Source organism: Sphingomonas sp. SP6, assembly GCF_058313435.1.
Window position 1 is genome coordinate 602,462 of sequence record NZ_JBZFLG010000001.1, and the last position, 22,550, is coordinate 625,011.

General features: G+C 70.1%; 22 protein-coding genes. 14 read left to right on the top strand and 8 right to left on the bottom strand.

What is annotated here, in order from left to right; genetic code table 11:
- Window positions 1–52: 52 nt before the first annotated feature.
- Window positions 53–1,462: an MFS transporter gene (locus AC4GYY_RS02910; protein WP_491118653.1), complete on the bottom strand. Its 1,410-nt coding sequence runs from the start codon at window positions 1,460–1,462 to the stop codon at window positions 53–55.
- Between the two features lie 96 nt (window positions 1,463–1,558).
- Here AC4GYY_RS02910 and AC4GYY_RS02915 point away from each other — a divergent pair, with 96 nt between their 5' ends.
- Entirely contained in the window at window positions 1,559–1,897 is a 339-nt protein-coding gene (locus AC4GYY_RS02915) for a hypothetical protein (protein ID WP_491118655.1), read from the top strand.
- A gap of 4 nt (window positions 1,898–1,901) precedes the next feature.
- Here AC4GYY_RS02915 and ruvX read toward each other — a convergent pair whose 3' ends face one another.
- Both ruvX and AC4GYY_RS02925 read right to left on the bottom strand, forming a co-directional pair.
- Entirely contained in the window at window positions 1,902–2,360 is a 459-nt protein-coding gene (ruvX, locus tag AC4GYY_RS02920; protein ID WP_491118657.1) for a Holliday junction resolvase RuvX, read from the bottom strand.
- Complete coding sequence (locus AC4GYY_RS02925; protein ID WP_491118659.1) at window positions 2,357–3,463, bottom strand: DUF3089 domain-containing protein; 1,107 nt, start codon at window positions 3,461–3,463, stop codon at window positions 2,357–2,359. The genes ruvX and AC4GYY_RS02925 overlap by 4 nt, the downstream gene beginning before the upstream one ends.
- Window positions 3,464–3,489: 26 nt before the next feature.
- On the opposite strand from AC4GYY_RS02925, the gene gatC reads away from it, so the two are divergent.
- Genes gatC through AC4GYY_RS02950 form a run of 5 tightly spaced genes read left to right on the top strand, consistent with a single transcriptional unit; the run spans window position 3,490 to window position 8,154 of the window.
- The gene (gene gatC / locus AC4GYY_RS02930) at window positions 3,490–3,792 is read left to right on the top strand and encodes an Asp-tRNA(Asn)/Glu-tRNA(Gln) amidotransferase subunit GatC (protein WP_491118661.1); all 303 of its coding nucleotides are present in this window, start codon (window positions 3,490–3,492) and stop codon (window positions 3,790–3,792) included.
- Entirely contained in the window at window positions 3,792–5,276 is a 1,485-nt protein-coding gene (gene gatA / locus AC4GYY_RS02935; protein ID WP_491118663.1) for an Asp-tRNA(Asn)/Glu-tRNA(Gln) amidotransferase subunit GatA, read from the top strand. Before gatC ends, gatA begins: the two co-directional genes overlap by 1 nt.
- Entirely contained in the window at window positions 5,273–6,022 is a 750-nt protein-coding gene (locus AC4GYY_RS02940) for a hypothetical protein (RefSeq protein WP_491118665.1), read from the top strand. The genes gatA and AC4GYY_RS02940 overlap by 4 nt, the downstream gene beginning before the upstream one ends.
- A 31-nt stretch (window positions 6,023–6,053) precedes the next feature.
- Window positions 6,054–7,514, top strand: coding sequence for an Asp-tRNA(Asn)/Glu-tRNA(Gln) amidotransferase subunit GatB (gatB, locus tag AC4GYY_RS02945; RefSeq protein WP_491118667.1), 1,461 nt, complete (start codon window positions 6,054–6,056; stop codon window positions 7,512–7,514).
- A gap of 10 nt (window positions 7,515–7,524) precedes the next feature.
- Window positions 7,525–8,154 (top strand): hypothetical protein, encoded by a 630-nt coding sequence (locus tag AC4GYY_RS02950; RefSeq protein ID WP_491118669.1) that lies wholly within the window; start codon window positions 7,525–7,527, stop codon window positions 8,152–8,154.
- A gap of 7 nt (window positions 8,155–8,161) precedes the next feature.
- On the opposite strand, the gene AC4GYY_RS02955 is transcribed toward AC4GYY_RS02950, so the two are convergent.
- Genes AC4GYY_RS02955 through AC4GYY_RS02965 form a run of 3 tightly spaced genes read right to left on the bottom strand, consistent with a single transcriptional unit; the run spans window position 8,162 to window position 11,851 of the window.
- Complete coding sequence (locus AC4GYY_RS02955) at window positions 8,162–9,169, bottom strand: glycosyltransferase family 4 protein (protein ID WP_491118671.1); 1,008 nt, start codon at window positions 9,167–9,169, stop codon at window positions 8,162–8,164.
- 7 nt (window positions 9,170–9,176) lie between these two features.
- On the bottom strand, window positions 9,177–10,742 hold the full coding sequence (locus tag AC4GYY_RS02960) for an alpha-amylase family glycosyl hydrolase (protein WP_491118673.1): 1,566 nt from the start codon (window positions 10,740–10,742) through the stop codon (window positions 9,177–9,179).
- Window positions 10,742–11,851 carry an NADH:flavin oxidoreductase/NADH oxidase gene (locus AC4GYY_RS02965; protein ID WP_491118675.1) on the bottom strand — a complete coding sequence of 370 codons (1,110 nt, stop codon included), beginning with the start codon at window positions 11,849–11,851 and terminating at the stop codon, window positions 10,742–10,744. The genes AC4GYY_RS02960 and AC4GYY_RS02965 overlap by 1 nt, the downstream gene beginning before the upstream one ends.
- Window positions 11,852–11,918: 67 nt before the next feature.
- Here AC4GYY_RS02965 and hpnA point away from each other — a divergent pair, with 67 nt between their 5' ends.
- Genes hpnA through AC4GYY_RS03000 form a run of 7 tightly spaced genes read left to right on the top strand, consistent with a single transcriptional unit; the run spans window position 11,919 to window position 19,528 of the window.
- Entirely contained in the window at window positions 11,919–12,932 is a 1,014-nt protein-coding gene (gene hpnA / locus AC4GYY_RS02970) for a hopanoid-associated sugar epimerase (protein WP_491118677.1), read from the top strand.
- Window positions 12,929–14,047: a glycosyltransferase gene (locus AC4GYY_RS02975; protein ID WP_491118679.1), complete on the top strand. Its 1,119-nt coding sequence runs from the start codon at window positions 12,929–12,931 to the stop codon at window positions 14,045–14,047. Before hpnA ends, AC4GYY_RS02975 begins: the two co-directional genes overlap by 4 nt.
- Window positions 14,044–14,862: a squalene synthase HpnC gene (gene hpnC, locus AC4GYY_RS02980; RefSeq protein WP_491118681.1), complete on the top strand. Its 819-nt coding sequence runs from the start codon at window positions 14,044–14,046 to the stop codon at window positions 14,860–14,862. The genes AC4GYY_RS02975 and hpnC overlap by 4 nt, the downstream gene beginning before the upstream one ends.
- Window positions 14,859–15,698, top strand: coding sequence for a presqualene diphosphate synthase HpnD (gene hpnD / locus AC4GYY_RS02985; RefSeq protein ID WP_491118683.1), 840 nt, complete (start codon window positions 14,859–14,861; stop codon window positions 15,696–15,698). Before hpnC ends, hpnD begins: the two co-directional genes overlap by 4 nt.
- A complete protein-coding gene (gene hpnE, locus AC4GYY_RS02990; RefSeq protein ID WP_491118685.1) occupies window positions 15,695–16,939 on the top strand; it encodes a hydroxysqualene dehydroxylase HpnE in 1,245 nt (414 codons plus the stop codon). Before hpnD ends, hpnE begins: the two co-directional genes overlap by 4 nt.
- Window positions 16,940–16,949: 10 nt before the next feature.
- Window positions 16,950–18,875 carry a squalene--hopene cyclase gene (gene shc / locus AC4GYY_RS02995; RefSeq protein WP_491118687.1) on the top strand — a complete coding sequence of 642 codons (1,926 nt, stop codon included), beginning with the start codon at window positions 16,950–16,952 and terminating at the stop codon, window positions 18,873–18,875.
- Window positions 18,863–19,528, top strand: a complete 666-nt coding sequence (locus AC4GYY_RS03000; protein ID WP_491118689.1) for a phosphorylase family protein — start codon at window positions 18,863–18,865, stop codon at window positions 19,526–19,528. Before shc ends, AC4GYY_RS03000 begins: the two co-directional genes overlap by 13 nt.
- On the opposite strand, the gene AC4GYY_RS03005 is transcribed toward AC4GYY_RS03000, so the two are convergent.
- Window positions 19,525–20,370: a helix-turn-helix transcriptional regulator gene (locus AC4GYY_RS03005; RefSeq protein WP_491118691.1), complete on the bottom strand. Its 846-nt coding sequence runs from the start codon at window positions 20,368–20,370 to the stop codon at window positions 19,525–19,527. The two genes, AC4GYY_RS03000 and AC4GYY_RS03005, sit on opposite strands and share 4 nt — an antisense overlap.
- A 76-nt stretch (window positions 20,371–20,446) precedes the next feature.
- Between AC4GYY_RS03005 and AC4GYY_RS03010 the strand changes: the two genes are divergently transcribed.
- A complete protein-coding gene (locus AC4GYY_RS03010; protein ID WP_491118693.1) occupies window positions 20,447–21,343 on the top strand; it encodes an SDR family oxidoreductase in 897 nt (298 codons plus the stop codon).
- 14 nt (window positions 21,344–21,357) lie between these two features.
- Here AC4GYY_RS03010 and hpnH read toward each other — a convergent pair whose 3' ends face one another.
- Complete coding sequence (gene hpnH, locus AC4GYY_RS03015; protein ID WP_491118695.1) at window positions 21,358–22,503, bottom strand: adenosyl-hopene transferase HpnH; 1,146 nt, start codon at window positions 22,501–22,503, stop codon at window positions 21,358–21,360.
- Window positions 22,504–22,550: the final 47 nt, after the last annotated feature.

Genomic DNA, 22,550 nt, shown 5'->3' on the forward strand with positions numbered 1-22,550 from the left:
TTCCACGACGCCATGTGAGCTAAGCGGGACGCCGATCCGCCGCCGGGGCGTTCTAGCGCGCCTGGCGGAGGGCGGGCATGTCGTCGCGGGTCTCGTCCACCGACGGATTGCGGATCGAGGGGCGCAGGCGGGCGAGGCTGCACACGCCCGCGATCAGCGCGAGCCCTGCGGCGACGAACGCGGGCGTCCGTCCGGTTCCGACGCCCAGCATCAGCAGCGCCGCGACCAGCGTCGCCCCGGTCGTCTGGCCGGTGAGCCGAACCGTCGACACGAGGCCGCCCGCGGCGGCGGCGCGCTCGCGCGGGGCGGAGCCGATGATGAGGCGCGCGTTCGGCGGCAGATAGGTCCCGAACCCCGAACCGCACAGCGCCATGCGCCAGGCGATGTCGAACCAGGTCGGGTGATCGGGTAGGAAGCCGATCAGCAGCAGCGCGGCGATCGACACCGCCATGCCGATGCCGCCCATCAGCCCGGCGGGGATCCGGTCCGACAGGAAGCCGGCGAGCGGGGCGACGACCATGTTGGTCATCGGCCACGGCGCGATCGCCGCGCCGATCGCGGCGGCGGAGAAGCCCAGCGCGGAAAGGCGGAACGGAGTGGAGACCAGCAGCGTCATCGAAGCGGTGAACGCGACGAAGCCCCCGAAGGTGGAGAGCGCCACCACGGGTCGCGCGAGCAGGTCGACCGGCAGGATCGGCGCGGGCTCGCCCAGTTCTCGGCGGACGAAGAAGAGGCCCACCGCCGCGCCTACGGCGACGATCGCGGCGGAGACGACCGGGCTGTCGCCGTGGACCATGCTTTCGAGCCCGCCGATGATCAGCCCGAACATCGCCGCGCACATGACCGCGCCGGGAAGGTCGAAGTGGGTCGAGCGGGGAGCGGGATCGGGAATCGCCCGGCCGAACGCCAGGCTGAGGAGGGCGAACGGCACCGCGCTGGCGAACACCCAGGGCCAAGGCGCGACCGCGAGGACGAGCCCGCCGATCGTCGGGGCGATCGCCGCCGAACTGGTCACCACTACCGAATTGATCCCGAGCCCGCGCCCGAGCTGGTTGCTGGGATAGATCTGGCGGATCAGCGCGGAGGCGACGCCCAGTACCCCCGCCGCGCCGATCGCCTGCACCGCGCGCACGATCAGCAGGAACGGCAGGCTCTTGGCGAAGAAGCAGAGCAGCGTCGCGACCGTGAAGATCAGCTGCCCGCCCTGATACGCGCGCTTGAGCCCGATCCGCTCGCCCAAGCCCGCGAAGGGCAGCATCAGCATCACCAGCATGACCTGATAGACGGTGACGATCGCCACGACGCTGCTCTGCGCGACGTGCAGATCGCGCGCGATCGTCGGCAGCGCGACGTTGGCGACGCCGCCGTCGATGATGACGAGCGCCGAGCCGAACGACATGGCGGCGATGGCATAGGCCCGGCGGGGGAAGGGAAGGCCGTCGGACGACGGAGCGGTGTTCATTGAGGGCAAACCGACCAACGCGCGCGCGGTTGCGTGGAACGCGCGTCTCCGCGACGGGTTCTTGCTGCGATGCAGCAGATGAGTTACTCTGACAAGATGAAGCTCAACACCGACGAGGACCGCGTGCTCGCCCAGCCGGCGCCCGGCGCCGCCCCGACGATCCTTGAAGCGATCGTCAAGCGACTCGCGGTCGCCGCGACCTACAACCGCGGCGAGATCGTGATGGCGCCGCATGTGCTCTACACCAAGCACGGCGAACTCTACGTCGACGGCGTCGTGCTCGAGCGCGACGGCAAGCCGCCGAAAGAGACGAAGGTCGGCGCGTACAAGCTGGCGGGGCTTCAGCCGCTGCGATTGACTGCCCGGCGGTTCACACCCAGCGAGCTGTTCGAGGCCAAGGCGGAGAAATACGCCGAGACCCTGATGGCGGTCTGACGGCTCACGCCATCGTCAGCGCGTCGATCGCGCCCTGGAGGATGACCGCGGCGGCATGATTGTCGATCCGCTCGGCGCGCTTCGCACGGCTGAGATCCTGGTCGATCATCGCGCGCTCTGCGGCGACGGTCGACCAGCGTTCGTCCCACAGCAGAACCGGACCCAGGTCGGCGACGTTGCGGGCGAACGCGCGGGTCGACTGGCTACGCGGGCTTTCGCTGCCGTCCAGATTGATGGGCAGGCCGATCACCAACCCGCGCACCGCCTGGGTTGCAATCAGCGTGGCGAGCGCCTCCTTGTCCCTAGTGAACTTGGTGCGGCGGATCAGCAGCGCGGGGCTGGCGAAGGTCCAGCCGGCATCGCAGAGCGCGGTGCCGATCGTCTTGGTGCCGACGTCGAGCCCGAGCAGGCGACCCCCCGCCGGCAACGACTCCCGGAACTCGGCGACCGCCAGCGTGATCATCGCCGGGCGAACGTCGCGGCGCGGCGAGCCGCGTCGTCCCGCACGTTCCGCCAGAACAGGCTGTAGTCGTAGACGTGGTAATTGTTGCCGGGCAGCACGTACGGACCGACGTCCGGCCCTTCGCCGATCAGCAGGAACCCGCGCCCGCCGCACCGCGCGGCGACGCGGGCGGGTTCGAGGGTGGCCGACGACAGGTCTTTCGCAGGGAAGAGCGTGCCGGCGTTGGCCGCGGCCGGAGCCGCGGCGTTCGCCGCGCCGGTGAGCGGGTTGGTACAGACCAGCGGGGTGCCGCGGCGGGGCCGGCCGTCGAAGCCGATCGTCTGATCGTAGGCGTCGAGGATCAGCGACTCGTCGGCGGGTTCGGCGAAGGTCTCCCACGACAGGAAGCAGCCGGACTGGTCGGCGCGCGCACATTCGGGCAGCCCGAGCGCGGCGACGTCGGTCGTGCGCGACACCGGCCAGCCGACCACGTAGGCCGCCACGATCCGCTTCGCGAGCGGGGTGCCGGCGATCCGGTCCTTCAAGAGATGGGTGAGGTGGAGCGCGCCCTGGCTGTGCCCGGCGAGGATGATCGCGCGGTCGGGGCCGATCTGCGCGAGAAAGGCGGTGAACGCCGCCTGGATGTCGCCGTAAGCGAGCGACAACGCCTTCGCCGCCTCGGCTTTGGTCGTCAGGAACGAGCCGAACGCGGCTTGGCGGTAACGCGGCGCCCAGATGTCGCCGACCGCGTTGAACGCGCTCGCCTGGCCGCGGAGGAACAAGGCGGCCCGGTCGTTCGCCTCTACATTGTCGAGCGGCGCGTTCCAGTGATCGCGCGCGAGATAGGAGGTCGGGTGGATGAAGAACACCGCCGGACCCGAGCCGGCGGTCCGGATGTAGCCGGCGGGCGTCCACAACACGGGACTGCGTGCGATCTCGGGCCGGGCGAACCACATCCTCGGGTCGCGGTACGCCTCGGCGCGGACGGCCGCCTGCGCCTCGAAAGCGGCGGTGGGGACGAAGGCGGCCCGCAGCAGCTGATTGCCCCAGATGCGATAGGCGAACGCGCCGGCGATCACGAGCGCGATCAACGCGGCGACGACGTAGAGGAACTTGCGGGCCATGCCCGCCCGCGGTAGCGCCCCGGCCCATGTCCGTCGACACCATCACCGTGAAGAAGGTCGCGAGCCTCGCCCGCATCGCGATCGACGACGCCGCCGCCGAGCGGCTCGTCCCCGAGCTCAACAACATCCTCGGCTGGGTCGAGCAACTGGGCGAGGTCGACACCGCCGGTGTCGAGCCGATGACCGCGGTGATCCCGAACCGGCTGCGGCTGCGCGACGACGTCGCGAACGCCGACCCGCTGACCGGCGGCGGCGTCCGCGATGCGGTGCTCGCCAACGCTCCCGAGGCCGAACACGGCTTCTTCACGGTTCCCAAGGTGATCGAATAATGACCGCGATCACCGATCTGGGCGTCCGCCAGCTCCGCGACGGCGTACGCGCGGGCACCTTCTCCGCGCGCGAGGTAGCCGAGGCGTTCAACGCCGCGGTCGCGGGCGCCAAGGCGCTGAACGCCTTCCTGGTCGAGACCCCCGAACATGCGCTCGCCGCCGCCGATGCCGCGGACCGGGCACGCGCCGCCGGTGATGCGCCAAGGGCGCTCGCCGGCGTGCCGATCGGGATGAAGGACCTGTTCTGCACGAAGGGTGTCCCGGCGACCGCGGCCAGCCACATCCTGGAGGGCTTCACCCCGCACTATGAGTCGACCGTCTCGCAGAACCTGTGGGATGGCGGCGCGGGGATGCTGGGCAAGCTCAACATGGACCAGTTCGCGATGGGCTCGTCGAACGAGACCAGCGCCTTCGGCAACGTCGTTTCGCCGTGGCGGCGGAGTGACGGCGGCAACGCGCCGCTCGCGCCCGGCGGCTCGTCGGGCGGGTCGTCGGCGGTCGTCGCCGCGCGGATCGCCCCGGCGGCGACCGGGACCGATACCGGCGGCTCGATCCGTCAGCCCGCCGCCTTCACCGGGATCAGCGGGATCAAGCCCACCTACGGGCGATGCTCGCGCTGGGGCGTCATCGCCTTCGCCTCCTCGCTCGACCAGGCCGGCCCGATGGCGCGCGACGTGCGCGACTGCGCGATCATGCTGGAGGCGATGGCGGGGTTCGATCCGAAGGACGCGACCTCGCTCGATCTTCCCGTGCCGAAGTGGGAGGCGGGGCTGAATGCGAGCCTCAAGGGCAAGCGGGTCGGCATCCCGAAGGAATATCGCGTCGATCCGATGCCGCCCGAGATCGAGGCGCTGTGGCAGCAGGGCGTCGCCTGGGTTCGTGACGCCGGCGCCGAGGTGGTCGAGGTGTCGCTGCCGCATACCAGATATGCGCTGCCGACCTATTACATCATCGCCCCGGCCGAAGCCTCGTCGAACCTCGCGCGTTACGATGGGGTACGGTACGGGCTGCGCGACCTGCCGGACGGGGCGAACCTCCAGGCCATGTACGCCGCGACCCGGGCCGACGGTTTCGGCGAGGAGGTCAAGCGGCGCATCCTGATCGGCACCTACGTTCTGTCGGCCGGCTTCTACGACGCCTATTTCACGCAGGCATCGAAGGTCCGCACACTGATCGCGCGCGATTTCGAGCAGGCCTGGGACAAGTGCGACGTGTTGCTGACCCCGACCGCGCCGTCCGCCGCCTTCGCGCTGGGAGACAAGTCGGACGATCCGCTGGCGATGTACTTGAACGACGTCTTCACCGTGCCGTCGAGCCTCGCGGGTTTGCCGGCGATGTCGGTCCCGGGCGGGGTCGATGCGGCCGGGCTGCCGCTGGGGCTGCAGATCATCGGCCGCCCCCTGGATGAGCAGGGCGTACTGAACGCCGCGCTCGCGATCGAGGAACGCGCGGGCTTTACCGCCAGGCCCGACGCCTGGTGGTGACCACCCACCGGAACGGCGGCGGCGAGACGCGCTCCCGTTCCGGATCGGGGGAGGCCGACGAAAACTCGAAACCGCGCGGGAAGTCGGGCTCGAGCGCGCGCAAGATCAACCTGGCCAAGCAAGGTTCCGACAAGGGGCGATCCGCGGCCAAGCAGGCGCGCATCAAGCGCCGGCACCGCGCCGCGACCGCACCGCCCGCCCCGGCCGAGGTCCCGCCCGCGCGCGAAGGCACGCTGCTGACCGGCAACCAGATGCGGGAAGCACGTAAGATCATCCGCGAGAAGGCCGCGATCTCCCGCAAGGAGCGCGAGTTCGGAAAGCGCCTCGTGGCGACGCTGACCGAAGGACAGAATGCGCTCAACATCGCGTTCGGGGCGATCCTGTCCGCCTATATCGGCACCGTGCTCGCCGCGATCGACGACAAGCCGTTCGACGTGTGGACGCTTGCCGGCTTCTTCGTCCTGATCGGGGTGTTCATCGGCGGATTGTGCATCGGCAACCTGGTGGTCCTGCGTAAGCATTTCGGGCTGGGCCTCGGCTTTCTGGCGACGGGCGCGGTGGCGGCGGCGCTCTCGCTCGACGCGGCGCGGGCGCTGGGGTTCGAACTGCCGATCCTGAAGGTCATGTTCGTGTGCTGGTATGCGATGCTGGTCGCGACCGACGGACTGCTGACCGCGATCGTCTTCGTCCATCACCGGCAGGTCGTGAGACGCGAAGCCCTCCTGTCGGCGAAGCCCGGCGCTTGAGCCGAGCCGACGCTCGCGATAGGCGGGACAGATGGCAGACGCATCCGCATACCGCATCACGGGCGAAACCGGCGACTGGGAAGTCGTGATCGGGCTGGAGGTCCACGCCCAGGTGACCTCCAACGCGAAACTGTTCTCGGGCGCGGCGACCGCGTTCGGGGCGGAGCCGAACACCCAGGTTTCGCTGGTCGACGCGGCGATGCCGGGAATGCTGCCGGTCCCCAACCGCGAGTGCATCCGCCAGGCGGTGCGCACCGGCATGGCGATCGACGCGAAGATTAACCGCTGGTCGCGGTTCGACCGAAAGAACTATTTCTACGCCGATCTGCCGCAGGGCTACCAGATCTCGCAGCTCTATCACCCGCTGGTGGGTGAGGGCGGGATCGACGTCGAAGTCGATGGCGCGGAGAAGACGATCGGTGTCGAGCGCATCCATGTCGAGCAGGACGCCGGCAAGCTGATGCACGACCAGCACCCGACCCGCAGCTATGTCGACCTCAATCGCTCGGGCGTCGCGCTGATGGAGATCGTCAGCCGGCCCGACATGCGCTCGCCCGCCGAGGCCGGCGCGTACCTGACCAAGCTGCGCGCGATCCTGCGCTATGTCGGGTCGTGCGACGGGAACATGGACCAGGGCTCGATGCGGGCCGACGTCAACGTCTCGGTCCGCAAGCCCGGCGACGAGCTGGGGACGCGGACCGAGACCAAGAATGTCAACTCGATCCGCTTCGTCATGCAGGCGATCGAGCATGAGGCGAAGCGGCAGGTCCAGGTGCTGGAGGCGGGGGGCAAGATCGTTCAGGAGACGCGCCTGTTCAATCCCGACACCGGGACGACGCGGTCGATGCGGTCGAAGGAGGACGCGCACGATTACCGATACTTTCCCGATCCCGACCTGCTGCCGCTCGAACTCGACGAAGCCTTCCTCGAAGAATGCCGCGCGTCGCTTCCCGAGCTTCCGGACGCCAAGCGCGCGCGTTACGTCGCCGCGGGCGTGACCCCGTACAACGCCGCGGTGCTGACCGCCGAGGTCGAGACCGCGCGCTGGTTCGATGCGCTGCTCGACGCCGGGGTCGACGCCAAGCCAGCGTCGAACTGGGTGACGGGCGAGCTGTTCGGTGCGCTCAACCGGCTCGGCGTCGCGATCGAGGCGTCGTCGGTCACGCCGGGGCAGGCCGCCGAGCTGCTGGCGCTGGTCGCCGACGGAACGATCTCCGGCACCATCGCCAAGCAGGTGTTCGAGGCGATGCTGGAGACCGGCGACTCGCCGGGCAGGATCGTCGAGGAGCGCGGGCTCAAGCAGACGAGCGACACCGGCGTGATCGAGGCGGTGATCGCGGAGGTGCTGGCGAAGAATCCAAATCAGCTGGAGCAGTATCGCGGCGGCAAGGTGGCGCTGTTCGGCTTCTTCGTCGGCCAGACGATGAAGGCGATGGCGGGCAAGGCGAACCCAGGGGTGGTCAACGAGCTGGTGAAGAAGGCGCTGGGATAGGGGGACGCGAATGATCCCGAACCTGCGCCAGTTCCTCTGCTGCGCGCTTTTGGGCCTGGCCGGAGCCGCGAGCGGCGAAGCTCCGCGACCGCGGTTCACCGTTGCCGAGGTTAACTACGATCTGACCGCCGAAACCGTCGTCGGGGCCCGCCGCTCGGGACTGCTTTGCACACCTGCCGGCAAGCTGCGCTGGAACGACGTTTCGCCCGATCGGCGGAAGCTCACGGACCGACTCTCCGCGGCGATGCACGAGGCTGGGATCGACGCCAAGATCACCAGCGAGGACGACTTCGATCGCGAGGTGAGGACGCCGTTTCGCATCACGGTAACCGTCGAGCGCGCGAAGATCAGAGCGTGCGTGCCGTGGATGGGGCTGAAGGTCGGCAAGACCGCCCGGCAGCGCGTGGCGGGTGAGATCGACTCGGTCTGGCGGGTGTTCGATCAGAAACGTCGCATCCTCGTCCTCAAGCTCGCCTTCTGCACTCGGTTCTCGGAGGGGAGCGACACCGGAGATGCGATCGCCGGCATGATCCTGAAGCTCGCCCCCGCCGTCGCTCACCGCATCGCGACCGCCGAACCGCTTGACCGCCGCGACGAGCAGGCCGCCGCGGACACGACGTGCGAGCAGAACGCAGTCTAGCGGCGGCTCACGCGCTCAGGATGCGTCGGTAAAGCGCGACATACTCGTCGGCCATCCGATCGACCCCGAACCGTTCGACCGCGCGGGCGCGGACGGTCGCGCGGTCCAGATCGCCGATGCGGTCGATCGCGGCGACAGCCTCCTCCGCCGAGTCCACCAGGAAGCCGGTGACCCCGTCTTCGATCAGCTCGGGCATCGAACCGCGGCGGTTGGCGATGACCGGGGTTCCACACGCCATCGCCTCGACCACCGAGAGGCCGAACGGCTCGGCGAAGTTGATGAGGTGGAGGAGCGCGCGCGCGGAGCCGAGCGCGCGGATGCGGGCGTCGCCGCCGACCGGGCCGTGGTAGCGGATGCGGCCGTCCAGCGCCGGGCCGACTTCGCGCTCGTAATAGCCTTGGTCCTGGACGATGCCGTAAAGATCGAGCGCACGACCGCTCGCGCGCGCGGCGGCAATCGCCTCCTTGGCGCCCTTGTCCGGGTGAATCCGGCCGAAGAACAGAAGGTTGTCACCGCCTTCTGCATCGAAGTCGAACTCGGCAACGCGGATGCCGTGGTGGATCGTCGCGGCATAGCGGAGCCGCGGATGGCGGTCGCCGGCACTGATCGCGACGAAATGGACGTGGTCCTGATAGGGCTCGTACATCGGCAGGATCCGGTCTGACGAGAAGCCGTGGATCGTCGTGACCATCGGCGTGGAGGTGAGCCGCGAAAATGCGTGGGCGGGGAAATCGGCCTGGTTGTGGATCAGGTCGAAGCGGTCCGCCTGCTCGAACAGATGCGCGAGGTGGCGAAACTCCCAGACCTTCGCATCGACGCTCGGGTCTTCCTCGTACGGCGCCGGAACGACGGCAGCGAGCGCGCCGGCGGTCAGGCTGTCGCGGGTCGCGAACAGCGTGACGTCGACGCCGCGTTCGACCAGCGCCTCGGTAAGCAGCGAGGTCACCAGTTCCCACGGGCCATAGGCGCGGGGCGGGGTGCGCCACGCAATCGGGGCGAGCATGGCGATCTTCATTGGCGTCTCACCCCAGGATCACGCCCTCGTTCGGGAGGAGCGTTCCGTCCATGTGGCGCAGCGGCAGCGTCGAGGCCAGCACTTCGCCGCCGAACGGGGCGGGGCGGGGCTGGTCGCACAGGTTGAGCGCCACGCGCACCGCCTGGCTGCCATGCCGTCGCTCGTAGGCGAGCACGTCGGGGGCGGCGTCGACCAGCGCGAAGTCGCCGAGCGCGAGCGCGGGCGAGCCGCGGCGGAGCGCGAGAAGATGCCGATACAGGGTGAGCATCGATTGCGGCTCCGCCGCCTGCGCGGCGACGTTGCGGGTCGGCCAGTCGGGGTTGAGCGGGAGCCAGGGCTCGACCGCGCTGAACCCGGCGTTCGGCGTCGCGTCCCACGGCATCGGCGTCCGCGATCGGTCCCGCCCGATGTCGAGTTCGGGCTGGCGGAAATGTTGCGGGTCGCGGATGCGGTCGGGCGGGATCGGGACGTGGCCGATGCCGAGCTCGTCGCCCTGGTAGAGCGTGGGCGTGCCGCGGAGCGTCAGCAGCAGCATCGCCGCGACGCGCGCCTGCGCCTCTCCGATCCGCGCGGCGATGCGGGGGGCGTCGTGGCTGCCGATCACCCAATTGGGCCAGCCGTGCGGCGGCAGGCTCGCCTCGTATGCGGCGATCATGGCGCGGAGCGTGGCCGCGTTCCAGGCCGTTTCGATCAGCTGGAAATTGAACGGCAGGTGGACCTGCGGGCGCTCGGCGGGGCCGTACCATCGGGCGTGGCGGTCGTTTGGGAGGAAGATCTCACCCACCAGCAGCGTATCGCCATAAGCATCTGCGATCGCGCGCATCTCGGCGGAGATCGCGTGCGCCTCGGGCTGGTCGGTCGAGTGATGCTGGAGCAGCCGGTCGCGGTCGCGGACGAGCGGCGTCCAGGCCGGGTTGGCGGGATTGTCGGGCAATCCCTCGGCCTTCACGATATGCCACAGCACGTCGATCCGGAACCCGTCGACCCCGCGATCGAACCAGAAGCGCAGCACGTCGAACATCGCCGTGCGCAGCTCCGGGTTGCGCCAGTTGAGGTCGGGCTGCTCCTTCAGGAAGGCGTGCAGGTAATATTGTCCGGTCGTCCCATCCCACTCCCAGGCGGAGCCGCCGAAGTCGCTGATCCAGTTGTTCGGCGGGCCGCCATCGGGAACGGGATCGCGCCAGATGTACCAGTCACGCTTCGGGCTGGTCCGGCTGGTGCGGCTCTCGACGAACCACGGGTGCCGGTCGGAGCTGTGGTTCGGGACGAAATCCAGCAGGATCTTGAGCCCGCGCGCATGGGCAGCGGCGAGCAGGCGATCGAAGTCGGCGAGGTTGCCGAATAGGGGATCGACGTCGGTATAATCGGCGACATCGTAGCCGAAGTCCGCCATCGGCGACGGGAAGATCGGCGACAGCCAGATCGCGTCGACGCCGAGCGCGGTGACAAAATCCAGCCGGCGCTCTACGCCCGCGAGGTCGCCGATCCCGTCACCGTCGGAATCCTGGAACGACCGCGGATAGATCTGGTAGATGACGCCATGCCGCCACCATGGCGTGGGCGCAGCCGCCATCAGCCGGCGACGTCGAACAGATCGCGGTGCCGGCGCGGCTGCGAGCGAAGATATTGGTTCGCCGCATGGACGTGCCCGCCCAGGTGCGCGGCGGCGTGCCACGGCCATCGCGGATCGTAGAGGATCGTCCGGGCGAGCGCCACGAGATCGGCGTCGCCGGTGCCGACGATCGCCTCCGCCTGTTCGAAATCGGTAATAAGACCGACCGCGACGACCGGGATCGACACCGCCTGCTTCACCGCGCGCGCGAGCGGCACCTGATAATTCGGGCCGACGGGGATCGCTTGGTGCGGATCGAGCCCGCCGCTGGAGACGTGGATCGCGGCGCAGCCCCGCGCCTCCAGCGCCTGGGCGAAGGCGATGGTCTGATCCGCGTCCCAGCCGCCCTTCACCCAGTCCGCTCCGGACACGCGGACGGTGACGGGCCGATCGGCCGGATAGGCGGCGCGAACGGCGTCGAACACCTCGAGCGGGAAGCGCAGGCGGTTCTCGAGCGAGCCGCCGTAATCGTCGTCACGCCGGTTCGAGAGCGGCGACAGGAACTGGTGGAGCAGATAGCCGTGCGCGGCGTGGATCTGGACCGCGTCGATGCCCTGGCGGGCAGCGCGGACGGCTGCGGCGGCGAAGGCGTCCCGGATGCGGTCCATGCCGGCGCGGTCGAGTGCCTGGGGCGCGTCATCGCCCGAGCTGAAGGGGTAGGGGGAGGGCGCGACCGTTCGCCATCCATGTCGGTGGTCGGGGGCGATCTGCTTGCCGCCCCGCCACGGCAGGTCGGTCGAGGCCTTGCGTCCGGCATGACTGAGCTGGATCGCGACCGGCATCGGCGACCAGCGCCGGACCGAGTCGAGCACCCGGGCCATCGCCGCCTCCGTCGCGTCGTCGTACAGGCCGACGTCGGCGTAGCTGATCCTTCCTTCGGGGAGGACCGCGGTCGCCTCGATCGTCAACAGCGCCGCGCCCGACAGCGCGAGCTGCCCGAGGTGGATCAGGTGCCAGTCGGTCATGCAGCCGTCCTGGGCCGAATATTGGCACATCGGCGCGATGACGATGCGGTTGGCGAGCGGAAGGCCGCCGACGACGAGCGGCGTAAAGAGCGAGGGTCCTGGCATCAGGCGCACTACGCCCGAGCGCTGCGCGGGGTTGCGCGACGCGGCGCGAGCGACGAAAGCGCGGGCGATGCCGGGGGATGTGCAAGCGACGGGGCGGCCGGTGCTGGTCACCGGGGTGAGCGGTTTCCTGGGCTCCGCCGTCGCGCGCGCGCTCGCCGCGGCCGGCTATGCGGTGCGCGGCGTCGCCCGGGCGTCGAGCGACCGTGCCAATCTCATCGGGTTTCCGGGCGATCTCGCGGAGGCGGATCTGCACGATGCGGCGGCGGTTCGGCGCGCGACCGCGGGCGCGGCCGCGGTGATCCATGTCGCCGCCGATTATCGGATCTGGGCGCGCGATCCGGAGGAGATCGTGCGCAACAACGAAGCGACCACGCGCAACGTCATGGCGGCCGCGCTTGCGGCGGGGGTGGACCGGGTGGTCCACACCAGCAGCGTCGCGACTCTGCTTCCCGATCCCACAGGCGCCGCGGACGAGACGCGGGCGGCGACGCCCCAGACCGTGGTCGGCGCGTACAAGCGATCGAAGGTGATCGCCGAACGGCTGGTCGAGACGATGATCGCGGACGACGGTCTGCCGGCGGTAATCGTCAACCCGTCGACTCCGATCGGCCCGCGCGACGTCAAGCCGACTCCGACCGGCCGGATCATCGTCGAGGCCGCGTCGGGTCGGATGCCTGCCTTCGTCGACAGCGGGCTCAACCTGGTCCATGTCGACGACGTCGCGCGGGGGCATGTCCTGGCGCTGGAGAAGGGGCGGATCGGCGAACGCTACATCCTGGGCGGTGCGGACGTGTCGCTGGGGACGATGCTGGCAGATGTCGCGCGGATCGTCGGGCGCAAGCCGCCCAGCATCGCGCTGCCCCGCGCACCGCTCTATCCCTTCGCCTGGGCGAACGAGCAACTGGCGCGGATGACGGGGAAGGATCCCTTCCTGACCCTCGACGGGCTGCGCATGTCCCGTCACCACATGTTCTATTCCTCGGCGAAGGCCACGCGAGAGCTGGACTACGCCACGCGAGACTATCGCGCGGCGCTGGCGGACGCGATCGACTGGTTCCGCACGCAAGGCATGGTGGCGTGATCGCGCTGGGGCTGATCTCGCTTGCGATCTGGGTCGGGCTGCTCGCCGCCCACAGCGGCTTCTGGCTTGCGCGCGAGCGTGACTCTGCGGTCCTGCCCCCGCCGGCCCGCTGGCCGGATGTGGTCGCCGTCGTCCCCGCGCGCGACGAAGCGGACGTGATCGCGCGCGCCGCGGCGAGCCTCGCGGCGCAGGACTATCCGGGCGCGTTTCGCGTGATCGTCGTCGACGACGGCAGCAGCGACGGCACCGGCGCGGTCGCGCGCGCGGCGCTGCGCGGGCGCGGCGAGGTCCGCACCGGTGCGCCGCTCCCGGCTGGGTGGACGGGCAAGCTCTGGGCGCTGTCGCAAGGCGTCGCCGCGGCGGGGGCGCCGGCCTATCTCTGGCTGACGGACGCCGACATCGAGCATGCGCCGGACACGCTCCGCGCGCTCGTCGCCCGCGCCGAGCACGAGGGGCGGGTGCTGGTCTCGTCGATGGCGAAGCTGCGCTGCGACACCGCCGCCGAGAAAGCGTTGGTGCCGGCGTTCATCTTCTTCTTCATGATGTTATACCCGTTTGCTCGCGTGAACTCCGCAAAAGGCGTGGGCGCGGCAGCGGGGGGATGCATGCTGGTGCGCCGCGATGCGCTGGAGCGGGCGGGCGGGGTCGGCGCGATCCGCGGCGCGCTGATCGACGATTGCGCGGTCGGAGCCCTGCTGAAGCGGCACGGACGGGTGTGGCTGGGGCTGACCGAGCGTTCGCGGAGCATCCGGCCCTACGAGACCGCAGGCGCGATCGCGGCGATGATCAGCCGGTCCGCCTATGCGCAACTGCGCTACAGCCCGTGGCTGCTGGCGGGGACGATCGCAGGGCTCGCGCTGGTCTATGCCGTGCCGCCGACGCTGGCGCTTGCGGGAAGCGGCGGCGCGCGAGGTGCGGGCCTCGCCGCGTGGGCGCTGATGGCGCTCGCCTTCCAGCCGATCCTGCGCTTCTACCGTCGGTCGCCGTTGTGGGGCGCGGCGCTGCCGCTGATCGCCGCTTTCTACGCCGGCTGCACCCTGCTCTCCGCCTGGCAACATCGGCAAGGGCGCGGGGGCCTGTGGAAGGGGCGCGCACAGGCGATGGCGCGCCCGTGACCGCCGCTTCGCTTTCATCCGGCAAGGGACACCGCGACGAGAACTTCCCCGTCGCGTCTTGGATCCTGAAGGCGGAGCACCGCGCGCCGATCATGGCCTTCTACCGTTTCGCACGCGCCGCCGACGACGTCGCCGATCATCCCGCGGCGAGCGCGGGCGAGAAGCTGTCGCGCCTGGCGCAGATGCGCCGCGGCCTTTGCCGACAGGGCGACGACGAGGTCGCATGCGCGCTGGGCCGAGTGCTGGCGGAGCGGCGACTCGACCCCCAGCACGCACACGATCTGCTCGACGCCTTCGTCCAGGACGTGACGATCCGGCGCTATCCCGATTGGGATGCGCTGATGCGCTACTGCCGCTATTCTGCGATGCCGGTCGGGCGTTTCGTGCTCGACGTCCACGGCGAGAACCGGGCGCTGTGGCCCGCGAACGATGCGCTCTGCGCCGCGCTCCAGGTGATCAACCACCTCCAGGACTGCGGAAAGGATTACCGCGCGCTCGACCGGGTCTATCTTCCCGAAGACACGCTACCCGATCCAGCGGTGCTGGGAGCCGACCGTGCGACGCCGGAGTTGCGCACGGCGATCGCGGCGCTGGCGGAGCGGACAGGCGGGTTGCTCGCCGAGAGCGCGGGCTTCGCGCGCGCGATCCGCGACCGGCGGCTGGGGGCGGAGGTCGCGGTGATCCAGCGGCTCGCTGAGGATCTCCGCGAGCGGCTGTCGCGACACGATCCCCTCGCCGAGCGCGTCCATCATCGCCGCGGCGAGGCGGCGTGGCTCGCCGCGCGGGCGGTGCTGGGCTATTGGGCGGGGCGATGAACCCGGAGACGACCCCTGCCGCGCTCCAGAGCCAGGTCTCCGGCTCCTCCTTCTACGCGGGAATGCGCGTGCTGCCGAAGGCGGAGCGCGAGGCGATGTACGCGATCTACGGTTTCTGCCGGATCGTCGACGACATCGCCGACGACCTGCCGGGGACTCGCGCCGACCGCGCCGCTGCGCTCGACCAGTGGCGGCGCGACATCGACGCGCTGTACGTGGGCGCGGCCGCGGGGCAGGCCGAGTTCCTTCGCCCGCACGTCACGGCGTTCGCGCTCGACCATGCCGATTTCGTGGCGGTGATCGACGGCATGGCGATGGACGTCGCCGAGGACATTCGTTGGAAGCCGCTGTCGAAGGTCGATCTGTATTGCGACCGTGTCGCCTCGGCGGTGGGGCGACTGTCGGTTCGTGTGTTCGGAATGGAGGATCAGACCGGCCGCGCGCTGGCGCACCATCTCGGCCGCGCGCTCCAGCTCACCAACATCCTGCGCGATCTGGACGAAGATGCCGCGATCGGACGGGTCTATCTGGCGGGGGAGCATCTGAGTGCGGCGGGGATCCCTTTCACCACGCCAGACGAGGTGGTGAATCATCCCAATATCGACGGCGCGTGCCGCCCGCTCGCGGCGATCGCGCGCGAGCACTATGCTCAAGCGAACGCGATCCTCGCACGGCGCCCCAAGGGACATCTGATCGCGCCGCGGCTGATGGAGTTCGCCTACGCCAAGGTGCTGCGGCGGATGGAGGCGCAGGGCTGGACGCCGCCGCGTCGCCGGATCGGCGTCAACAAGGCGGCGCTGCTGTTCGCCGTGGCGTGGTTCGCGCTCAAGCGATGACGGCCCGCGCGACGGTGATCGGGGCGGGCCTCGCCGGCCTGTCGGCGGCGGTGCGGCTGGTCGAGGCGGGCGTGCCGGTGCGCCTGATCGAAGCGGCGGCGCAGGCGGGGGGACGGTGCCGATCGTATCACGATCCCCAGCTCGGGCTGACGATCGACAACGGCAATCACCTGGTGCTGTCCGGCAACGAGGCGGTGGCGCGGTACCGGGCGACGATCGGCGCGACGGGGGCGCTGACCGGTCCCGACGAGGCGGCGTTCGCGTTCATGGATCTGCCGAGCGGCGACCGCTGGACGGTGCGGATCAACGATGGGCCGCTGCCGTGGTGGCTGTTCGCCCCCGCCCGGCGCGTGCCGGGCACGCGCGCGCGGGATTATCTGTCGCTCGCCCGCCTGCTCGGGTCGGGCGACAAGCGGATCGACGCGCGGCTGCGGCCGGCGGGACGCGCCTGGGAGCGGTTCGTGGCGCCGGTACTCCTCGCCGCGCTCAACACCGATCCTGCGGAGGGGTCGTCGTCGCTGGCGGGGGCGGTGCTGCGCGAGACGGTGGCGAAGGGCGGACGGGCGATGCGGCCGCTGGTTGCCGAGCCGACGCTGGCCGCCGCCTTCGTCGCGCCGGCGGTGCGCTGGCTCGAGGCAAAGGGCGCGACGCTGACGCTGGGCAAGCGATTGCGGGCGATCGGGTCCGAGGGCGACGTCGTGACGTCGCTCGACTTCGGGCAGGGCCCGGAGCCGATCGAGGGGGCGGTGGTGCTCGCCGTTCCCGCCTGGGTCGCCGCGGATCTGACGCCAGGGCTGACCGTCCCCGACGAGCACCGGGCGATCGTCAACGCGCATTTCGCGATCACGCCGCCCGGGGACGCGCCGCGGATGCTGGGGGTGACCGGGGCGGCGTCCGAATGGCTGTTCGCCTTTCCGGACCGCATCTCGGTGACGGTCAGCGCCGCCGACCGGATGGTGGACACCGACCGCGCCGAGCTGGCGGCGACGTTCTGGGCGGAGATCCAGCGCGCCTACGGCTTCACGGCGCCGATCCCGGCATGGCAGATCGTCAAGGAAAAGCGTGCGACCTTCGCCGCGACCCCGGCGCAGAACGCCCGCAGGCCGGTCGCGAGGACGCACTGGCGCAACCTGATCCTCGCCGGGGATTGGACCGCGACCGGGCTTCCCGCGACCATCGAGGGCGCGCTCCGCTCGGGCGAGACCGCCGCGCGCTTGGCACGGACCGTTACGAAGCGCTAACGGTCCGGCCATGCACGCGCCCTTTCCAGACCTCGCCGTCGTCGACCGTTCAGTCGCGCGGGCGGTCGACGCGATTTCGCGCCAGCAAAAGCCGGACGGGCATTTCGTGTTCGAGCTTGAGGCGGACTGCACCATCCCGTCCGAATATGTCCTGCTCCGGCATTATCTCGGCGAGACGGTCGATGTGGCGCTGGAGGCGAAGATCGCCCGTTACCTGCGACGCATCCAGTCGGCGGCGCACCACGGCTGGTCGCTGTTCCACGACGGCGGGTTCGACGTCAGCGCGAGCGTGAAGGCCTATTACGCGCTCAAGATGATCGGCGACGACGTGGACGCGCCGCACATGGCACGCGCGCGGGCGGCGATCCTGGGGGCGGGCGGGGCGGCGGCGACCAACGTCTTCACGCGCATCCAGCTGGCGCTGTTCGGGGCCGGGCCATGGAACGCCGCGCCGGCGATGCCGCCCGAGCTGATCCTGGCCCCCCGCTGGTTCCCGATCCATTTGTCGAAGATGAGCTACTGGGCGCGGACCGTCGTCGTGCCGCTGCTCGTGCTGGCGACCTACAAGCCGGTGGCGCGCAATCCAAAGGGGGTCCTGGTCGACGAACTCTACACCGGCGCGCCGGTCGTGCCGGGGAGCAAGGCTGCCGGGACCAAGTGGGTGTGGACCGCAGGCTTCACCGCGCTCGACCGCGCCCTTAAGGCGGGCGAAGACCTGTGGCCCAGGGGCTTGCGGGCGAAAGCGCTCAAGCGGTGCGAGGACTTCGTGCTCGAACGGCTCAACGGCGAGGACGGGTTGGGCGCGATCTATCCGGCGATGGCCAACAGCGTGATGATGTTCGACTGCCTGGGCTATCCCGAAGATCATCCGGCGCGGGCGATCGCGCGGAAATCGGTCGAGAACCTCCTCGTGGTCGGCGTGGACGAAGCCTATTGCCAGCCCTGCGTCTCCCCGGTGTGGGACACCGCGCTCGCCGCGCATGCCTTGCTGGAAGCGGGCGAGGAGGCGAAGGCCGATGCGGCGCTCGCCTGGCTGAAGCCGCGGCAGGTGCTCGACGTGAAGGGCGACTGGGCCGACGAGAAGCCAGACGTGCGGCCCGGCGGCTGGGCGTTCCAATACGCCAACGACCATTATCCCGATCTTGACGACACCGCGGTCGTGGTGATGGCGATGGACCGCGCGCGGGGTCGCGTTGCCGATTACGACGAGGCGATCGCGCGCGGGGTCGAGTGGACCGTCGGGCTCCAGTCCAAGGATGGCGGCTGGGGCGCGTTCGACGCCGACAACGCCTATGAGTATCTCAACAACCTGCCGTTCGCCGATCATGGCGCGCTGCTCGATCCGCCGACCGCCGATGTCAGCGCTCGGGTGGTGTCGATGCTGGCGCAGCTCGGGGAGACCGACGGGCCGCGGATGGCGGCGGCGCTCGGCTGGCTCGAGCGGTCGCAGGAGGAGGACGGGAGCTGGTTCGGACGCTGGGGCGTCAACTACATCTACGGCACGTGGTCGGTGCTGTGCGCGCTCAACGCCGCCGGGCTCGGGCCGGAGCACCCGATGGTCGCGCGCGCGGTCGCCTGGCTGCGCGCGGTGCAGAACCCGGACGGCGGCTGGGGCGAGGATTGCGACAGCTACGCGCTCGACCGCACCGGCCACACGCCCGCGCCCTCGACCGCGTCGCAGACCGCCTGGGCGCTGCTCGGGCTGATGGCGGCGGGCGAGGTCGATTCGGATGCGGTGGCGCGCGGGGTCGCCTGGCTCGCCGCGAACCAGGACGAGGAGGGGCTCTGGGGCCAGGAGCATTACACCGGCGGCGGCTTCCCGCGCGTATTCTACCTGCGCTATCATGGTTATCCGAAATACTTTCCGCTCTGGGCGATGGCGCGGTATCGCAATCTGCGGCGGTCGAACGACAAGCGCGTCGCGTGGGGGATGTGACGCGGATCGTCGTCGCGACCGGGACGAAACGCGAGGCGGCGGCGATTCAAGCCCCCGGCCTGATCGTCGTGGCCGGCGGCGGTGACGAGACGGGGCTGGCGCGGCGGTTGGAGGCTGAGAGCATCGGCGCGGCGGGCCTGGTCAGCTTCGGAATGGCGGGGGGGCTGATCGACGGTCTGGCGATCGGTGACTGGGTCGTCGGTGACCGGGTGATCGGGCGTGAGGAGCGCGGCTGCGATCGGGATTGGACCCACGTGATCGCGCGCGTTCTGCCGCGCGCCCGGATCGGGGCGGTTTACGCGGACGGCGGGATGGTGAGCGCAAGTGCGCACAAGCGTGAACGGGCCGGAACAGGGGCCATCGCGGTCGATATGGAAAGCCATGTCGTCGCGCGGATCGCCGCGGCGCGCGGGCTGCCGTTCGCGATCGTTCGCTGCATCTCCGACACGGTTGACCACGAACTGCCGCCGGCGGTCGCGGTGGCGATGCGACCCGACGGGAGCGTCGCGGTCGGGGCGGTGCTGCGCAGCCTGCTCGCGCGCCCGGGCCAGATCGGCGCTCTGGTGCAGACCGGTGTCTCCTTCGCGCGAGCCATGCGGGCACTCGAACGCGGCGCGACGGGCGTCGGCCGTGCGCTGGCGTCGGTCGGCTAGTCGGGCAGCTGAGCCATCAGCCGCGCGATCTGCGCCCGGTCGGCATCCGCCGCCGGCGTGTAGATGATGAGCGTGAGGTCGGGCTGACCGTCGACCCCGAAGGCGGTGTAATGCATCGTCAGGTCGCCGCGGTTCGGATCGTTGATCACCTTGGTGGCCTCGCCGTGATGGCGGACGTCGTGATCATCCCAAATTGCCGCGAAATCGGGATCGGCCCGGCGGAGCTCCTCGGCGAGCGCCTCCGCCTCGCGTGTCGCGCCGGCGCGGGCGGTGTCGGCGCGGAAGGCGGCGACGGCGAAGCGGGCGACACCTTCCCAGTCGGGCAGGTGCGCCGGGCGGGGGATGACGAACAGCCGCCGCAGGATGTTGCGCTGCTCGGGCGACACCGCCGCGTAGTCGCCGAGCGCGGCGCGCGCTGCCCGATTCCAGGCGAGCGCGTCCCACGTCGCGTTGCGGATCAGCGCCGGGCTGTGCGTGAGCGAGTCGAGGACGGCTTGGAGCTGCGGTGAGACCGAGGCGGCGGGCTCGTAGCTTGGCGCGGGGAGTCGCTGTTGCGCTAGCAGGAAGAGGTGTTCGCGCTCCGCCGCGCCGAGCGCCAGCGCGCGCGCGATCCGATCGAGCACGTCGGCCGACGGGGCGCCGCCGCGACCCTGCTCGAGCCAGGTGTACCAGGTCGCGCTGACGTTCGCGCGCTGCGCGACCTCTTCACGGCGGAGCCCCGGCGTCCGGCGGCGACCGAGCGGCAACCCGAGCCGGGCGGGATCGAGCCGACCGCGCCGGTCGCGCAGGTAGCTGCCGAGCGCGCGCGGATCGGCCCCGAGCGTCAGCCTGTCAGTCGCCATACCGGTATAAGCTCACGTCTTCTTCGTCGGACCTCTGTCGCGCATCTGGCACCGACACACCAGACGGAGTGAGACGATGAAGATCTTTCTGACGGGCGCGACCGGGTTCATCGGCCGCCATGTCATCCCCGAGTTGCTGGCGGCGGGGCACACCGTGCTCGGCCTAACGCGCTCGGACGCGGGCGCGAGGACGTTGGAGGCGACGGGCGTCGAGGTCCATCGCGGCGATTTGGAGCATCCGGAGACGCTGCGCGCCGGGGCGGAGCGGGCGGATGCGGTGATCCACTGCGCGTTCGACCACGAGTTCACCAACTTCGTCGCCAACACGCAGAAGGACGTGCGCGTGATCGCGGCGATGGGGGAGGCGCTGAAAGGATCGCACCGGCCGCTGCTGATCACGTCCGGGATCGGCGTCGGCAGCGGCGACCATGGCGAGCCGGCGCGCGAGGACGTGTTCAACCCCGCGCATCCGAACCCGCGGATCGCGACCGAGCACGCGGGCAACGCGCTGCTCGACGCCGGGATCAACGTCTCGGTCATGCGGCTGCCGCAGGTTCACGACACCGAGAAGCAGGGGTTGATCACCCCCTACATCGACATGGTCCGACGCAACGGCCGCGTGGCCTATGTCGGCGACGGCGCCAATCGTTGGGCGGCGGGGCACGTTTCCGACGCGGCGGTGCTCTACCGGCTGGCGATCGAAGCGGCGGAGCCCGGTGCGCGCTGGCACGCGGTCGGCGAGGCCGGTGTGAGCGCACGCGAGATTGCGGACACGGTCGCACATGGGCTCGGGCTGCCGACGGCGTCGGTGTCGCCCGAAGACGCAGGCGCCGAGTTCGGCTGGTTCGGGATGTTCGCCGCGATGGACATGCCCGCATCGAGCGCGATCACCCGCGAGCGGCTCGGCTGGACGCCGACCGGGCCGGGGCTGATCGCGGACCTTGAGGCGATGGACTATTCGGCGACCGGGTGACCGAGGGCGGGCGGTTACGCCGCCCGCTGCACCCGGCGGAAGCCTTCGGGATCGGCCGTCCGGATGCGCTCGAGTTCGCGCTCGACATGGGTCGAATGGACGTCGACCGCGGGGCGCGCCATCGACAGGTCGATGTCGGGGGCCATCGGACCCTCGGTGCGGACGCCCTTGCGGCCGATCGCGAACATCTTGAGCGGATTGCGAATCGAATCGGTCGCCGCCGTCCCCTCGAACCCGCAATGGACCATGCAGTTCGAGCATTTCTCGTAACGACCGACCCCGTACTGGTCCCAGTCGGTGCCCTCCATCAGCTCGGCGAAGGTGTCGACATAGCCTTCACCGACGAGGTAGCACGGCTTCTGCCAGCCAAAGACGGTGCGCAGCGGCATCGACCAGGGGGTGCACTCGTAGGTCTGGTTGCCGGCGAGGAAATCGAGGAACAGCGGCGAGTTGGTGAAGGTCCAGGCCTTGCCGCCGTCGCCGCGACGGAAGACGTCCCGGAAGAAGTTCTTGGTCCGCTCGCGCGTCAGGAAATGCTCCTGGTCGGCGGCGCGCTCGTAGGAATAGCCGGGCGAGATGGTGATCTCGACGCCCAGCTCCTCCATCGTGTCGAAGTACGCCGCCAGCCGCGCGGGGTCCGCCCCGTCGAACACCGTGCAATTGACCTGGACGCGGAAGCCCTTGGCCTTGGCGAGCTTGATCGCCTCGATCGCGACCTCGTAGGTCCCCTCCTGGTCGACGGCATGGTCGTGCATGCCCTTGTCGCCGTCGAGGTGGATCGACCAGGTGAAGAAGGGCGAGGGTTTGTAGTCGTCGATCTTCTTCCGAAGCAGCAGCGCGTTGGTGCACAGGATCACGAACTTCTTGCGCGCGATATAGCCCTCGACGATCCGGGGCATCTCGCGGTGGAGCAGGGGTTCGCCGCCCGCGATCGAGACCGCGGGTGCGCCGCATTCCTCGATCGCCGCCATGCATTGGTCGAAGCTCAGCCGCTGGTTGAGGATGGGATCGGGATAGTCGATCTTGCCGCAGCCGGGGCAGGCGAGATTGCAGCGCAAGAGCGGCTCGAGCATCAGCACCAGCGGGTATTTCCCGCCCTTGATGTGCTGCTTCAGGGTGTAGGCGCCGATGCGCGCGATCTGCGACAGGGGAAGGCTCATGGCGATCCCCATATCGCGGGAGCGAAGCGAATGCATCCCTCGTTCAG